This window comes from Micropruina sp. (assembly GCF_047606365.1).
Classification (GTDB): Bacteria; Actinomycetota; Actinomycetes; order Propionibacteriales; family Propionibacteriaceae; genus Micropruina.
On sequence record NZ_JASGEN010000105.1, the window covers coordinates 31,706 to 45,308 of the forward strand.

Below are 13,603 nucleotides of genomic sequence, written 5' to 3' on the forward strand. Positions count from 1 at the left end.
AGTGGGCCGCCCCGGTCTCGACAAGCTCGACCAACGGTGAGTCAATGAAGTCATGAAGTCCCCGCCGGTGCGGATCGTCACCGCAGCAGCCCTTTTCGATGGACACGACGCCGCGATCACCGTGATCCGGCGGGTGCTGCAGGCGCGTGGCGCCGAGGTCGTCCATCTGGGCCACGACCGGTCCGTTGAGGACGTGGTGAAGGCGGTGGTCGACGAGGACGCGCACGGCGTCGGGGTGTCGTCCTATCAGGGCGGACACCTGGAGTACTTCGGCTATCTGGTCGACCGGCTCGCCGAGCTGGGCTCGGACGCCAAGGTGTTCGGCGGCGGAGGGGGAGTGATCGTCGCCGACGAGATCGAGGCACTGGCCGCCAAGGGCGTCACCATCTACAGTCCGGGGGCCGGGCAGCGGCTCGGCTTGATGGGCATGGCGGACGAGGTGATCGCCGCCTGTCGCGAGGTGCAGAGATCTCGACACGTTCGACCGGTGGTGGGCGAGGAGTCCCTCGGTACCGGTCTGCCGCGGGCGATCAGCGTTCTGGCTGAGGGTGGACAGCTCGACCTGCCGGACGGCCGTCCACCGGTGCTGGGTATCACCGGCACCGGCGGCTCGGGCAAGTCGTCACTGACCGACGAGTTGCTGTTGCGGTTCCGGCGGCACGCGCCGGAGGTGCGGATCGCGGTGCTGGCGATCGATCCGACCGCGCGGCGCGGCGGTGCGCTGCTCGGCGACCGGATCCGGATGAACGCCCTGGACGGCGTGTACTTCCGTTCGCTGGCTACCCGGGGCGCGGCCGGCGGCATTCCCAAGGGCCTGGACGACATGATCCGGGCCTGCGGGGCCGATCACGATCTGGTGATCGTGGAGACACCGGGCATGGGGCAGGGGGACGCCTCGATCGCCGACCATGCCGACGTCGTGCTGTATGTGATGACGCCCGAGTACGGTGCCTCGACCCAGCTCGAGAAGATCGCCGCACTCGAGGTGGCCGACCTGGTCGCGATCAACAAGTACGACCGGCGCGGCGCCGAGGATGCCCGCCGCGATGTCGGACGCCAGCTGATCCGCAACCGGGGTGCGTTCGGGGAATCCTGGAGGGACCAGCCGGTGATCGGCACCATCGCGTCACGGGTCAACGACGACGGGGTGAACCGGTTGTTCGAGCGGCTGTGCGTGCTGCTGTCCTCGGCTGGGGTCTCGACAAGCTCGACCAACGAGGGAGGCTCGACCGGCGAGGGAGAGGTCTCGACGAGCTCGACCAGGAGTGGCGCGATCATTCTGCGTGGCAAGGAGCGATACCTGGCCGATGTGGCAGAGGCGATCCGCGACTACCACGCCGCCACCGCCACCCTGGTGGATGCCGTGCGCCGCCACGAGCAGGTGGAGGCCGTCGCCGCGCTGCTCGACGACCCCACCCCGCTGAGTGCTCTGCGCACCGAGTTGCCGACCGAGGCGTCCGGACTGTTGGAGGCCTGGCGCGCCCACTCCGAGACCGAGCAGCCGACCGCCGAGACGCTGTCGGGTTTGACCCTGCCGCGGGTGGCGCTGCCGCCGTCCGAAACAGAAGCCGGGGAGCTCGTCCGTTACCTGCGCAAGGAGAACCGTCCGGGCAGCTTCCCGTTCACCGCCGGCGTCTTCCCGCTGAAGCGGTCGGGGGAGCGTCCGACCCGGATGTTCGCCGGCGAGGGGGACGCCGCGCGCACCAACCGGCGCTTCCATCTGCTGGCTGCGGGGCAGCCGTCCACCCGGTTGTCGACCGCTTTCGACTCGGTCACCCTGTACGGACGCGACCCTGCCCGGCAGCCCGACATCTACGGCAAGGTCGGCACCTCGGGGGTGTCCATCGCCACCCTGGACGACATGCGCGACCTGTTCGCCGGCTTCGACCTGGCCGACGATTCGACCTCGGTGTCGATGACCATCAACGGTCCGGCGCCGACCATTCTGGCGATGTTTCTGAACGCTGCGATCGACCAGGCCGGCGACCCTGAGGTGGTGCGCAAGGTGCGTGGCACCGTCCAGGCCGACATTCTCAAGGAGGACCAGGGCCAGAACACCTGCCTGTTCTCGATCGACTTCTCACTACGGGCGATGGCCGATGTGCAGGAGTGGTTCATCGAGCACGGGGTGAAGCGCTTCTACTCGGCCTCGATCAGCGGCTACCACATCGCCGAGGCCGGGGCGAACCCGATCACCCAGCTGGCGCTGACCCTGGCCAACGGGTTCACCTACGTCGAGGCCTACCTGGCCCGCGGCATGGCGATCGATGATTTCGCGCCCAACCTGTCGTTCTTCTTCTCCAACGGCATGGACGCCGAGTACTCGGTGATCGGACGGGTCGCCCGCCGGATCTGGGCGGTCGCGCTGCGCGACCGGTACGGCGCCGGGGAGCGGGCGCAGAAGCTGAAGTACCACATCCAGACCTCGGGCCGGTCGCTGCATGCCGCCGAGATGGAGTTCAACGACATCCGGACGACGCTGCAGGCGCTGTGCGCGTTCTACGACAGCGCCAACAGCTTGCACACCAACGCCTACGACGAGGCGGTCACCACCCCGTCCCCGGCGTCGGTGCGGCGGGCGCTGGCGATCCAGCTGATCATCGACAGCGAATGGGGTCTGGCTTCGGTGGACAACCCGTTGCAGGGGTCGTATCTGATCGAGCAGCTCACCGACCTGGTCGAAGAGGCGGTGCTGGCCGAGTTCGACCGGATCGCCGACCGCGGCGGCGTCTTGGGTGCGATGGAGACCGGCTACCAGCGCGGACTGATCCAGGACGAATCGATGCTCTACGAAGCGCGCAAGCACGATGGCACGCTGCCGATCATCGGCGTCAACACCTTCATTGACGCCGACGCCGAGGCATCTGTTCCGACCGTGCTGGCCCGCGGCACCACCGAGGAGAAGGAATCCCAGCTGGCCCGGCTGGCGGCCTTCCACGCCCGGCACGCCGACGAGGCCCCCGCCGCACTCGCCCGGTTGAAAGAGGTGGCCCTGACCGGCGGCAACGTCTTCGACGAACTGATGCGCACCGTCCGCGTCGCCTCCCTCGGCCAGATCACCGACGCCTTCTTCGAGGTCGGCGGACGCTACCGCCGCACCATGTGACCGGGAGAACCGTCCCCGGCGGCCCGACGGTTCGGATCCGGGTGCGTGTGTCACCCTGGGAGCATGAATCCCGACGACCTGGTGCGCTTGCGCCGGGCCCGCGACCGGATGGACCGCGACTTCGCCGAGCCGTTGGACGTCCCGCAGTTGGCCCGAGAGTCGCTGATGTCGGTCGGGCACTTCCAGCGGTCGTTCAAGGAGGCCTTCGGCGAAACCCCGTACGCATGGCTGATGACCCGCCGGATCGAGCGCGCCATGGCGCTGTTTCGCAACACCGACAAGTCGGTCACCGACGTGTGCATGGAGGTCGGCTGTACCTCGCTCGGCTCGTTCAGCAGCCGGTTCACCGAACTGGTGGGGGAGACCCCCAGCGCCTACCGCAGCCGTTCCCACGACGACCTGCGCGGCATCCCGAGCTGCATCGTGAAGCAAGTCACCCGGCCGACCCGGAACTGATCAGTTTTCGAGAAGCAGCGGCTGAGGCCTCCGCCTAGCGTCGAGGACATGACAGCACTGCAGAGTTTGACGCTCGCGAATACCTTCGTCCACACCATCGATCCCGACCGCTCGCTCACCTTCTACCGCGACGTGCTCGGCTTCACGGTTTCCACGGACGTGACCAACGGCGATTTCCGCTGGGTCACCCTGACGACGCCCACGCAGCCCGAGTTGGAGATCACCCTCGACCAGATCGGGCCGGGCGCGATGCCGATGACCGACGGTGACCGGCAGGCGCTGACCGAACTGCTCGCCAAGGGCCTGCTGACCGCGCTGATCTTCGACTGCGACGACGTGGACGCCGTGTACGAGGCGGTTCGTGCCTCCGGTGCCGACGTGTTGCAGGAGCCTGCCGACCAGTTCTACGGCGTCCGGGACTGCGCGTTCCGCGACCCCGACGGCAACATGGTCCGGTTCAAGACCGACCTGGCGAAGGAGTGATCCATGTGCCTGCCGCCCTGGGTGGCCAGGGCATTCGCCGAACAGGCCCGCTCACGTCGCGAGCCGTCCGATCTTGGACCGAGGGAACCATCCCCGCGTCCCTGCGTTGACCAGCCGCTGGCCGGAACGCTCACCCTTTCCACACCGATCCGAATCAAGGAGACGATCCACCGATGACTCGCAACACCGACAGCAACGACGGCTTCACCGCCGAGGAACGGGCCGCGATGAAGGAGCACGCCGCCGAACTGCGTGCCGCCAAGCGTCGCTCGGGGAAGAAGGAACTTGAGGCGCAAGCCTGCCTGGACAAGATCGCCGAGATGCCGGACGCCGACCGTGTCATCGCCGAGCGGATCCATGCGTTGGTCAGCGCCAACGCTCCCGAACTGGACGCCAAGACCTGGTACGGCATGCCCGCCTACGCCCGCGATGGGCAGGTGATCTGCTTCTTCCAGCCGGCCAGCAAGTTCAAGGCCCGCTACGGCACCTTCGGGTTCAACGACGGCGCGCTGCTCGACGACGGCAGTGTGTGGGCGACCAGCTTCGCCGTGGCCGGACTCACCGAGGCCGACGAGGCGTTTCTCGGTGAGCTGATCCGTAGGGCGGTGTCGGAAGCCTGACGCATGGACGGGGTCGAGCGTGGCAAGGTGCTGCTGTGATCGAGGAGTATCTGAGCATCGCCGGGCCGGTCGAGGCCGAGATCGAGGATCGACGCTCCCGCTTCCTGGCCCATCTGGAGCCGGTGTCCGACGAGGCGGCGGCTCGGGCGGTGATCGAGTCGATCCGCAAACAGCACCACACCGCCGGCCATCACTGCTCGGCGTTCATCCTCGGCCCGGACGGCGCCGTCGAGCGCAGCAGCGACGACGGCGAACCGGCGGGAACCGCGGGTGCGCCGATGCTCGAGGTGCTCCGCGGACGCGAACTGCGTGATGTGGTGGCCGTCGTCACCCGCTGGTTCGGCGGCACCCTGCTGGGCGCGGGTGGCCTGGTCCGGGCCTACTCGGACGCCGTCGCCGCGGCGTCCGATGCGGCCGAACTGGTCCGCTACCGGCTGGCCGACATGCTGGAGCTCGGCGTGGACTATGCGATCGCCGGCCGGGTCGAGGCGGCCCTGCGTGACCGCGGCGTCCAGGTGGCTGACGTCCGGCACGGTGCACAGGCGACCCTGGTGCTGGCTGTTCCGCCTGCGGAGCGCGCGGCGGTGACGTCCGCGATCGCCGAGCTGACCGGCGGCCAGGGCCGTCCGGTCGAGGCCGGCACCCGCTGGCTCGCCTGACCTTCGAACGCCCGGGGACGGTTCTTTCACGTTCGAAATTCGCACGCCGGGGGACGGTTCTCTCGCGTTCGAGATTCGCACGTCGAAGAACCGTCCCCGGATGTTCGAGAATCCGTCCGCACTCAGGCGCGGTCGGTGTGGCCGAGTGAGCGCTCCGGCGCCACCAGGTCACGGACGCGGCGCTTCAACTCGGCGATCTCGGGGAAACCGCCCTCGGTCTTGCGGTTCCACACCGTCACCTCGTCGACGGCGACCCGGAACATGCCGCCGAGGGACGGGATCAGCATCACCCCGTCCAGATCGTCGGCGAAGGTCTGCAACAGCTCGCCCTGATACCACTGAGCGCGCAGCAGCCATCGGCAGTCGATGCAATAGCGAATGGTGACGATGGGCTTGGGCACCCGGCCATTGTCCTCTGCCCGCCCGACCGGTGGAGGACGGTGCTCAGCAGTGGATACCGACCAGGGCGGTGCCGAGCAGTAGCCTTACGGTCCTAGTCAACGCGAAGGAACCCGCATGCCTGGTAAGAAGTTGGCCGCCGAGCGCCGTCAGCTTCTGGCCAGGCGTCTCGCCGAGCAGGGCGCGGTTGCCGTGGGCGAGATGGCGCGCACCTATGGAGTGTCGACCGAGACCATCCGCAAGGATCTGATCTTCCTCGAGGCGCAGGGCCTTGCCTTGAAGAGCCATGGGGGAGCGATTCCTGCCGGCGAACTGCTCGAACGCCCCACCGCCGTCAAGGGCACCGAGAACCCGGAGGCGAAGAAAGAGATCGCGCGTGCCGCGTACGAACTGATTCCCGATGAGGCGATCGTGCTGATCGATGCGGGCAGCACCAACTACGCGTTGGCGCAGCTCGTTGCCGAGCGGGAGGGCCTCACCGTTTTCACCAATTCGGTGCCGATCATGAGCCTGCTGGGTCCGACGGACAACAAGGTGTTCTGTTTGGGCGGCGCGCTGCGCCCCTCGAGCATGGCCGCCGCAGGTGCATGGGCCGTTGATGCGGTTCGCAGCATCCGGGTCGATCTCGCCTTCCTGGGGACCGATGGTTTCGAGGGTCTGGCCGGGCCGTCGACGGCTTCCTACGAGGAGATCCAGTTCAAGTCCGCGGTGGTGCAGTCCAGCACCTCGACGGTGGTTCTCGGCGATCACAGCAAGTTCGGATACCGGGGTCTGTTCCAGTTCTGCAGCTGGCCCGATGTCTACGCACTGGTGACGGACTCCCGTATGCCCTCGGACGAGGTGACGACGATCGGTCAGCAGACCCGCGTCATCGTCGCTGAATCCGCGGCCAGCTAGATCCCAACCGCGTCCGGGACGCGACGCAAGGATCGCAATCGTTCGCACTTCTATCGGGACTGAACTGCAAGCATCGTGGTGTCAATCGTGCTACGGTCTCTATATCGCTGGTAATCGCAATCAGAATTTGGCGAATCGCAGGTTATCCCACTGTTGTAGTGGGTGCTACGCCGAGCTGTCCAGCCTGTCCGCCGGCGAACGATGGAAGGGAACGAGTCATTGAAGATCCAGCTCGCGATCGATGACCTGGGGCTGGCGGACGCCGTCAGCTTGTGCGAACGGGTGGCGGACTACGTCGACATCATCGAGATCGGCACACCGGTGGTCATCGCCGAGGGCATGCACGCGGTGCGGGCCATCCGTGAAGTGCTGCCGAATCACACGATCCTCGCCGACACCAAGATCATGGACGCCGGCGCGTACGAGGCAGCCCTGGCTTTCGACGCCGGCGCCGACTACTGCACCGTGCTGGGCGTGACCGACGACATCACTATCAAGGCCTGCCTTGAAGCGGCGGCGGCCAAGGGAGGCGGGGTCTTCGTGGACCTGATCTGCGTACCGGACGTGGCCGAACGCACCCGCGTACTCGAAGACCTCGGCGTCGATTTGATCGCCGTCCACACCGGCGTCGATCGGCAGGCACAAGGGGTGACACCGTTCGCCGAGTTCCTCCGGGTCAAGGCCGCCAGCACGCGATCGGTGATCTCGGTGGCCGGCGGCATCAACGAGAGCACGGTGGGGCAGTACTTGGCGCAGGGCTGCGACATCGCGGTGGTCGGCGCGGGAATCGCCGGCGCACCGGATCCGGTGGCAGCCGCGCGCACCCTCTCAGAACTCGCCGGACGGGGCACCATGCCTGAGGTCACCGGCTCAACGTCGTTCGACAGCATCAGTGGGAACGTCCGATGAGCGTCACTGAGAATCTAGCGATCATCCTGGCCGAGCTTTCCTCGAACCAGCGCCACATCGAAGAGGACGACCTTCAGGCGCTCGTCGATGAGATCGTCCGGGCCCGCCACATCTTCCTCGCCGGCGCCGGTCGTTCCGGGGTGGCCGTCCGCGGCTTCGCCAACCGGCTGATGCATCTGGGCAAGTCCGTCTCGCTCGTCGGGGACATCGCCAGCCCGCACAGCCATCCCGGTGACCTGCTGATCATCGGGTCAGGCTCCGGCGAGACCGAGAGCCTGGTCGCGCTGGCCCGCAAGGCGCAGCGCAACAGTGTCACCATCGGTCTGATCACCATGGACGCCAACTCGACGCTCGGCCAACTCGCCGACGCCGTGGTCGTGCTTCCCGGCGTCTCACCCAAGCTGCAGGGTGCGGCGCAGGTCACGTCCGTTCAGCCGATGGGTTCCGCCTTCGAGCAGATCTCGTTCCTCTGCTACGACGCGATCATCCTTGAACTGATGCAGCGGCTGGCCGAGACCACCGACACGATGTTTCCTCGGCACGCCGACCTGGAGTAAAGGACTTACCGATCGACCCGGACGCCGGCGGCGCGCAGCTCGGTCACCACGTCCGGGACGTTGCCGGGGGCGACCGCGGCGGTCAGGTCGAGCAGCACCCGGGTCGGGAAGCCGGCCCGCGCCGAATCCAGTGCGGTGGCGCGGACGCAGTAGTCGGTGGCGATGCCGCAGACGTCCACCTCGGACGCGTCGTGCGCGGTCAACCAGTCGCCCAGCCCGTCACCGGAAGAGTCCTTGCCCTCGAAGCCCGAATAGGCGGCGGCGTATTCACCCTTGTCGAACACCGCATCGAAGCCGTGCCAGGTCAGGTTCGGGTGGAACTCGGCACCGGGGGTTCCGGCCACGCAATGCGGCGGCCACGAGTCGACATAGTCGGGGTGGTCGGAGAAATGCGGGCCCGGGTCGATGTGGTGATCGCGGGTCGCCACCACCAGGTCATACCCGGCGTCACCGGTCAGCAGCTCCGAGATCGCGGACGCCGTAGCGGCACCACCGGCCACCGCCAAAGAGCCGCCCTCGCAGAAGTCGTTCTGGACGTCGACGACGATCAGCACCCGGCTCATGCCTCGCTCCTCGCGTACGGGTTGTCGGTGACATGCCCGTCGGCGTCCAGCATCAGGGTCGGGATGGCCGCCTCACCCTTGGACATCTTCAAAGCCGCCAACGGCAGCTCGGCGCGCGAGCGCACATGCCGTTCCTGTCCCACCGACAGCGGCTCGTCGCCGACGATCTCGCCGTCGCGGATCAGCTGGACCAGCAGCGGCCGGTCGTTGCCGTCGCTCTCGGGCGCCGAACCGATGCCGATCACCTCGGCCTCCGCCTTGCCGCGGGCGTCCAGCCGGCGCAGCGCGAATTTGCGGCCGCCGATGCTGGTCTTGTTCACGCTCTTCTTCGCCACCGGCAGCAGCGGGGCGTCCGGCTCGTCGGTGTCGGCCCGGGCGACCAGCTTGTAGACGAATCCGCAGGTGGGCGCGCCGGAGCCGGTGACCAGTGAGGTGCCGACCCCGAAGCCGTCCACCGGGGCGCCGCGCAGCGCGGCGATCTGCCACTCGTCGAGGTCGGAGGTGACCAGGATCCGGGTGTGGGTGGCGCCCAGCGAGTCGAGCAGTTGCCGCACCTGGGTGGCGAGCTCAGCCAGATCGCCGGAGTCGAGCCGGATCGCGCCGAGCCGTCCGTTGGTCAGCTCGATGCCGGTGCGCACCGCCGCTTCGATGTCGTAGGTGTCGACCAGCAGGGTGGTGTCCTCGCCGAGGGACTCGATCTGGGCGGCGAACGCCTCCCGCTCCGAGCCGTGCAGCAGGGTGAAGCTGTGCGCCGCCGTCCCCCTGGTCGGGACGCCGTAGCGGCGTCCGGCTTCCAGGTTGGAGGTGGCCGAGAATCCGGCCACGTAGGCGGCGCGGGCCGCCGCGACGGCGGCGATCTCGTTGGTCCGCCGGGAACCCATCTCGATGCACGGCCGGTCGCCGGCCATCGCGGTCATCCGCGACGCCGCGGACGCGACCGCCGAGTCGTAGTTGTAGATGCTGAGCAGCACCGTTTCGAGAATCACCGCTTCGGCGAAAGAGCCCTCGACGATCATCAGCGGCGAGCCGGGGAAGTAGATCTCACCCTCGGGGTAGCCCCAGATGGAGCCGGTGAACCGGTAGCTGGAGAGCCATTCGGCCAGTGGCTGGTCGACGATCTTCTGGTCGAGCAGGAACGAGACGGTGGCGTCGTCGAAGGTGAACGCCTCGACCGATTCGAGCGCGCGGCCCACGCCGGCGACGACACCGTAGCGCCGGCCGGTCGGCAGCCGACGCGGAAAGAGTTCGAAGACCGAGCGCCGGAAAGCGGCGCCCGAGCGCATCGCCGCACGGACCATCGTCAGCTCGTAGTGGTCGGTGAGCAGCGCCGTGGAATTCAGCATGGGCGTCAGAGTAACTGCTGCCGGTGAGCCTGAAACGGGTGGCTCAGTTGGCGCGGACTCGTCGGTTCGGGTGCCGGGCGGAGATCCCGGGTCGGAGCCCGGGATGACGAGGTGGGGGGAGGGTCTCGACAGGCTCGGCCAGCGGTGGCGGGCGGTGGCCGACCCGGGGGCGTCTGACAGAATGCCGACATGGTGTTCGCGACCACTCAGCCTGCTGTGCCCGAGGGCGGCACAGTGCTGGCCGAGCGTCCGCAGGAGACCCCGATCGAGCTGACTTCGTGGGTCACGATCGTCTGGGACGACCCGGTCAACCTGATGAGTTACGTGACGCACGTCTTCATGACCTATTTCGGCTATTCGAAGTCGAAGGCAACCAAGCTGATGCTGCAGGTGCACAACGAGGGCAAGACGGTGGTGTCGTCGGGGTCGCGTGAGGCGATGGAGGCCGACGTCAACGCGATGCACGCCTACGGGCTGTGGGCCACGCTGGAGCGTGCCGAATGAGCCGGTTCAAACACTCCGGACGGCAGGTGCTGCTGGTCGATCTCGCCGACTACGAGGAGGCCGTCCTCGAATCGATGGTCGAGCAGCTGATCGGGCTGCTCGAGGGCGACGACGACCACGACACCGGTGACGATCCGTTCGCGCAGTGGGAGGCCGACATGGCCGCCTCGGACGATCTGGACCACTCCGACCCGGTCATCGCGCGCCTCTTCCCGCCCGCCTATCGTGACGATGACAAGGCCGAACAGGAGTTCCGGCGGTTCACCCAGAACGCTCAGCGGCGGACCAAGATCGAGCAGGCCCAGCTCGTGCTGGATGCGCTCCTGGAGAGCAACGGCGGACGCGAGGCGGTGGTCGTCCGGGCGATCGACGCGGACGCCTGGCTGAAGACGATCACCGCGATCCGGCTCGCGCTGTCGGTGCGGCTGGGTATCCGGACCGCCGAGGACATCGACGAACTCGAACGCCTCGATCCGGACGAGCCGCGTGGCGTTCTCTACGGCATGTACGAGTGGCTGGCCGGCTTCCTGGACGGCCTGGTCGACGCCCTCCACTAGGGGCCCTCGAAGCCTGTCCACGATGTGAAACCGGTGAGACCGGACGGCGGGAGTGCTCCCGGTTCTCCCACCGGATCAGCAGCCTTTTCTTAGGGTAGGCATAGCTGACCTGGACGATGTCGAGGCCCGGACCAGCACCGGTGACCAGCTCACCGGACCGATCACTCGACCCATCGAATGGACGAGTTCGCATGGACGTCATCTCGCTGGCGGAGGCACCGCTGGCCACCCCTCTCACCCTCGCCGTGGTTCCCACTGAGCACGCCTGGCGGCTCGGACGGCTCGGGCTCCGCCCGGGTGCCGCATTCTCGGTGATCAGGTCCAGCACCGGCGGCGGCCGGATCGTCGCCGTCGCCGGCTCCCGGGTGGCGCTCGGCGCAGCACTGTTGCGCGGCGTCCGGGCGGAGGTGGCCCGATGACCGCCGTCCGGCCGGCCGTGACCACCTGTCATTGCGCCGTCGCCAACACCTCAGCCGGCCCGGACGCCGCCGTCGTCGCCCTGATCGGTGCGCCGAACTCGGGCAAGTCGACGCTGTTCAACGCGCTCACCGGTGCCCGCACCACGGTCGGCAACTGGCCCGGCACCACGGTCGAGGTGGCCCGCGGCGCCTGGCACGGCCACACCCTGATCGACCTGCCCGGTGCCTACTCGCTCGCTCCGCTGTCACCGGACGAGCAACTCACCCGCGATCTGCTGATCTCCGATCCGAACGACCGGCCGGATCTGGTGATCGTGGTCGCCGACGCCGCCCATCTGGCCCGCAGCCTGTACCTGGTCAGCGAGGTCCGCGAGCAGCCGCAGCGGGTGATCGTCGCACTCACCATGCTGGATGTCGCGAAGCGCCAGGGCATCGCGATCGACACCGACGCGCTCTCCGGCGCGCTGGGCTGCCCGGTCGTCGGGCTCGATCCGCGCCGCCGCGAGGGGCTGGGCGGACTTCGGGAAGCAGTCACCGAAGCCCTGAACGCACCCGGACCGAAGGCCCGTCGCCACCCGTGCTGTGGTGACGACCTGGAGAAGGCGGACGAGCGCTTCGACTGGGTCTCCACAGCCGTGGAGACCAGCGTGCTCGAACCAGGCCAGGAGCGGGTCTCGCTGTCCGATCGGATCGACCGTGTCGCGACCGCGCCGGTGCTCGGCCCGTTGCTGTTCCTGGGCGTGATGTGGCTGGTGTTCCAGGTCACCACGACGGTGGCCGCACCGCTGCAGGACTTCTTCGACACCCTGTTCTCGGGCCCGGTCACCGACGCCGCGCTCGCCGGTTTCGCCGCGGTAGGGCTGACCGGCAGCTGGGTCGAGGGCCTGGTCGTCGACGGCCTGATCGCCGGCGTCGGCATGGTGCTCACCTTCGTGCCGCTGATGGCGCTGATGTTCGTGCTGCTGGCGCTGCTGGAGGACTCCGGCTACCTGGCCCGGGCCGCGGTGGTCACCGACCGGCTGATGCGGGCCATCGGCCTGCCCGGCAAGGCGTTCCTGCCGCTGGTGGTCGGCTTCGGCTGCAACGTGCCGGCGATCAGCGCCACCCGGATTCTCGGCGACAGCCGGCAGCGGCTGCTGACCGTGCTGCTGGTGCCGTTCACCTCGTGCACCGCCCGGCTGACCGTGTTCGTGCTGCTCGGCACAGTGTTCTTCGGGCAATGGGCCGGAACCGTGGTGTTCGCCATGTACGTGGCGTCGATCCTGCTGGTGATCGGCGTCGGACTGGTGCTGCGCCGCACCCTGTGGCGCACCATGGGCGCCGAACCGCTGGTCATCGACCTGCCGCCCTATCAGCTGCCGACGTTGCGGCTCACCGCCACGGTCGCCTGGACGCGGCTGGCCGGCTTCCTGCGCACCGCGTCCGGGATCATCGTGATCACCGTCTGCGCGGTGTGGCTGCTGCAGTCGGTGCCGGCCCACGGCAACGCGGCGTTCGGCGAGGTCGAGGTGGAGGACTCGGTGTACGGGGTGGCCGCCCAGGCGATCACACCGGCGTTCGCGCCGGCCGGGTTCGCGCAATGGCAGACCACCTCGGCGCTGGTGGTCGGCTTCGTCGCCAAGGAGGCGGTGATCTCGTCCTGGGCGCAGACCTACGCGCTCGACGAGCCCGAAGAGGGCAGCGATCCGGGCTCGCTGGGGCAGCGGATCATGGCCGACTTCACCGAGTCGTCCCACGGTCATCCGATTCCGGCGGCGCTGGCCTTCATGGTCTTCCTGATGGCCTACACGCCCTGTGTCGCCACCCTGGCCGCGCAGTGGCGCGAGATCGGCGGCCGCTGGACGCTGTTCGGCATCGCGCTGCAGCTGGCCGTGGCGTGGAGCCTGGCCGTGCTGGTCTTCCAGGTGGGGAGTCTGTGGTGGTGACCGCCGTCCTGGACGCCCTGACCGACGGCGCCGAGTCGCTGGTCGAGGTCCGCCGGCGCACCGGCTTGCGGGCCGACGTGGTGCGGGCTGCGGCCGATCACCTGGTGCGTGCCGGGCTGGTCCAGGAGTGCCCGCTGGTCACCGGCTGCCCGGCGTCCGGCTGCGGTGGCTGCGCCGTGCAGGGCTGCGCCCGCCGACGATAGGGG

The 13,603-nt window shown here is 68.3% G+C and carries 16 protein-coding genes; 13 read left to right on the top strand and 3 right to left on the bottom strand.

The window, feature by feature from the left end; all coding sequences use genetic code 11:
* Positions 1-52: 52 nt before the first annotated feature.
* From icmF to QM624_RS12205, 5 genes are all read left to right on the top strand, one after another.
* A complete protein-coding gene (gene icmF, locus QM624_RS12185) occupies positions 53-3,106 on the top strand; it encodes a fused isobutyryl-CoA mutase/GTPase IcmF (protein WP_415092143.1) in 3,054 nt (1,017 codons plus the stop codon).
* Between the two features lie 63 nt (positions 3,107-3,169).
* Positions 3,170-3,562, top strand: a complete 393-nt coding sequence (locus tag QM624_RS12190; RefSeq protein WP_415092145.1) for a helix-turn-helix transcriptional regulator — start codon at positions 3,170-3,172, stop codon at positions 3,560-3,562.
* A gap of 48 nt (positions 3,563-3,610) precedes the next feature.
* Complete coding sequence (locus QM624_RS12195) at positions 3,611-4,045, top strand: VOC family protein (protein ID WP_415092147.1); 435 nt, start codon at positions 3,611-3,613, stop codon at positions 4,043-4,045.
* Positions 4,046-4,218: 173 nt separating this feature from the next.
* Positions 4,219-4,665, top strand: a complete 447-nt coding sequence (locus QM624_RS12200; RefSeq protein ID WP_415092149.1) for an iron chaperone — start codon at positions 4,219-4,221, stop codon at positions 4,663-4,665.
* A 35-nt stretch (positions 4,666-4,700) separates the two neighbouring features.
* Positions 4,701-5,324 (top strand): YigZ family protein, encoded by a 624-nt coding sequence (locus tag QM624_RS12205; RefSeq protein WP_415092151.1) that lies wholly within the window; start codon positions 4,701-4,703, stop codon positions 5,322-5,324.
* 122 nt (positions 5,325-5,446) lie between these two features.
* Here the strand turns inward: QM624_RS12205 and QM624_RS12210 are convergent, their stop codons facing one another.
* Entirely contained in the window at positions 5,447-5,725 is a 279-nt protein-coding gene (locus QM624_RS12210; protein WP_415092153.1) for a SelT/SelW/SelH family protein, read from the bottom strand.
* A 115-nt stretch (positions 5,726-5,840) separates the two neighbouring features.
* Between QM624_RS12210 and QM624_RS12215 the strand changes: the two genes are divergently transcribed.
* The 3 genes from QM624_RS12215 to hxlB all read left to right on the top strand — a co-directional run bounded on the left by QM624_RS12215 (position 5,841) and on the right by hxlB (position 8,086).
* Entirely contained in the window at positions 5,841-6,620 is a 780-nt protein-coding gene (locus QM624_RS12215) for a DeoR/GlpR family DNA-binding transcription regulator (protein ID WP_415092155.1), read from the top strand.
* 219 nt (positions 6,621-6,839) lie between these two features.
* Entirely contained in the window at positions 6,840-7,529 is a 690-nt protein-coding gene (gene hxlA, locus QM624_RS12220; RefSeq protein WP_415092157.1) for a 3-hexulose-6-phosphate synthase, read from the top strand.
* Entirely contained in the window at positions 7,526-8,086 is a 561-nt protein-coding gene (hxlB, locus tag QM624_RS12225; RefSeq protein WP_415092159.1) for a 6-phospho-3-hexuloisomerase, read from the top strand. Before hxlA ends, hxlB begins: the two co-directional genes overlap by 4 nt.
* Positions 8,087-8,091: 5 nt before the next feature.
* Here the strand turns inward: hxlB and QM624_RS12230 are convergent, their stop codons facing one another.
* Together QM624_RS12230 and QM624_RS12235 are read right to left on the bottom strand one after the other, a co-directional pair.
* Positions 8,092-8,649, bottom strand: a complete 558-nt coding sequence (locus QM624_RS12230) for an isochorismatase family protein (protein ID WP_415092161.1) — start codon at positions 8,647-8,649, stop codon at positions 8,092-8,094.
* Entirely contained in the window at positions 8,646-9,992 is a 1,347-nt protein-coding gene (locus QM624_RS12235; protein WP_415092163.1) for a nicotinate phosphoribosyltransferase, read from the bottom strand. The genes QM624_RS12230 and QM624_RS12235 overlap by 4 nt, the downstream gene beginning before the upstream one ends.
* A 189-nt stretch (positions 9,993-10,181) precedes the next feature.
* Here QM624_RS12235 and clpS point away from each other — a divergent pair, with 189 nt between their 5' ends.
* The 5 genes from clpS to QM624_RS12260 all read left to right on the top strand — a co-directional run bounded on the left by clpS (position 10,182) and on the right by QM624_RS12260 (position 13,600).
* On the top strand, positions 10,182-10,496 hold the full coding sequence (gene clpS, locus QM624_RS12240) for an ATP-dependent Clp protease adapter ClpS (RefSeq protein WP_415092165.1): 315 nt from the start codon (positions 10,182-10,184) through the stop codon (positions 10,494-10,496).
* Positions 10,493-11,053: a DUF2017 family protein gene (locus tag QM624_RS12245; protein ID WP_415092167.1), complete on the top strand. Its 561-nt coding sequence runs from the start codon at positions 10,493-10,495 to the stop codon at positions 11,051-11,053. The genes clpS and QM624_RS12245 overlap by 4 nt, the downstream gene beginning before the upstream one ends.
* A gap of 191 nt (positions 11,054-11,244) precedes the next feature.
* On the top strand, positions 11,245-11,472 hold the full coding sequence (locus tag QM624_RS12250; RefSeq protein WP_415092169.1) for a FeoA domain-containing protein: 228 nt from the start codon (positions 11,245-11,247) through the stop codon (positions 11,470-11,472).
* Positions 11,469-13,397, top strand: coding sequence for a ferrous iron transport protein B (feoB, locus tag QM624_RS12255; protein ID WP_415092171.1), 1,929 nt, complete (start codon positions 11,469-11,471; stop codon positions 13,395-13,397). Before QM624_RS12250 ends, feoB begins: the two co-directional genes overlap by 4 nt.
* Complete coding sequence (locus tag QM624_RS12260; protein WP_415092173.1) at positions 13,394-13,600, top strand: hypothetical protein; 207 nt, start codon at positions 13,394-13,396, stop codon at positions 13,598-13,600. Before feoB ends, QM624_RS12260 begins: the two co-directional genes overlap by 4 nt.
* Positions 13,601-13,603 lie beyond the last annotated feature (3 nt).

Coding starts and splice junctions, on each gene's coding strand:
- QM624_RS12230 (WP_415092161.1), bottom strand. CDS start 8,649: ATGAGCCGGGTGCTGATCGTCGTCGACGTCCAGAACGACTTCTGCGAG.
- clpS (WP_415092165.1), top strand. CDS start 10,182: ATGGTGTTCGCGACCACTCAGCCTGCTGTGCCCGAGGGCGGCACAGTG.
- QM624_RS12195 (WP_415092147.1), top strand. CDS start 3,611: ATGACAGCACTGCAGAGTTTGACGCTCGCGAATACCTTCGTCCACACC.
- hxlB (WP_415092159.1), top strand. CDS start 7,526: ATGAGCGTCACTGAGAATCTAGCGATCATCCTGGCCGAGCTTTCCTCG.
- icmF (WP_415092143.1), top strand. CDS start 53: ATGAAGTCCCCGCCGGTGCGGATCGTCACCGCAGCAGCCCTTTTCGAT.
- QM624_RS12215 (WP_415092155.1), top strand. CDS start 5,841: ATGCCTGGTAAGAAGTTGGCCGCCGAGCGCCGTCAGCTTCTGGCCAGG.
- feoB (WP_415092171.1), top strand. CDS start 11,469: ATGACCGCCGTCCGGCCGGCCGTGACCACCTGTCATTGCGCCGTCGCC.
- QM624_RS12250 (WP_415092169.1), top strand. CDS start 11,245: ATGGACGTCATCTCGCTGGCGGAGGCACCGCTGGCCACCCCTCTCACC.
- QM624_RS12190 (WP_415092145.1), top strand. CDS start 3,170: ATGAATCCCGACGACCTGGTGCGCTTGCGCCGGGCCCGCGACCGGATG.
- QM624_RS12235 (WP_415092163.1), bottom strand. CDS start 9,992: ATGCTGAATTCCACGGCGCTGCTCACCGACCACTACGAGCTGACGATG.
- QM624_RS12200 (WP_415092149.1), top strand. CDS start 4,219: ATGACTCGCAACACCGACAGCAACGACGGCTTCACCGCCGAGGAACGG.
- QM624_RS12245 (WP_415092167.1), top strand. CDS start 10,493: ATGAGCCGGTTCAAACACTCCGGACGGCAGGTGCTGCTGGTCGATCTC.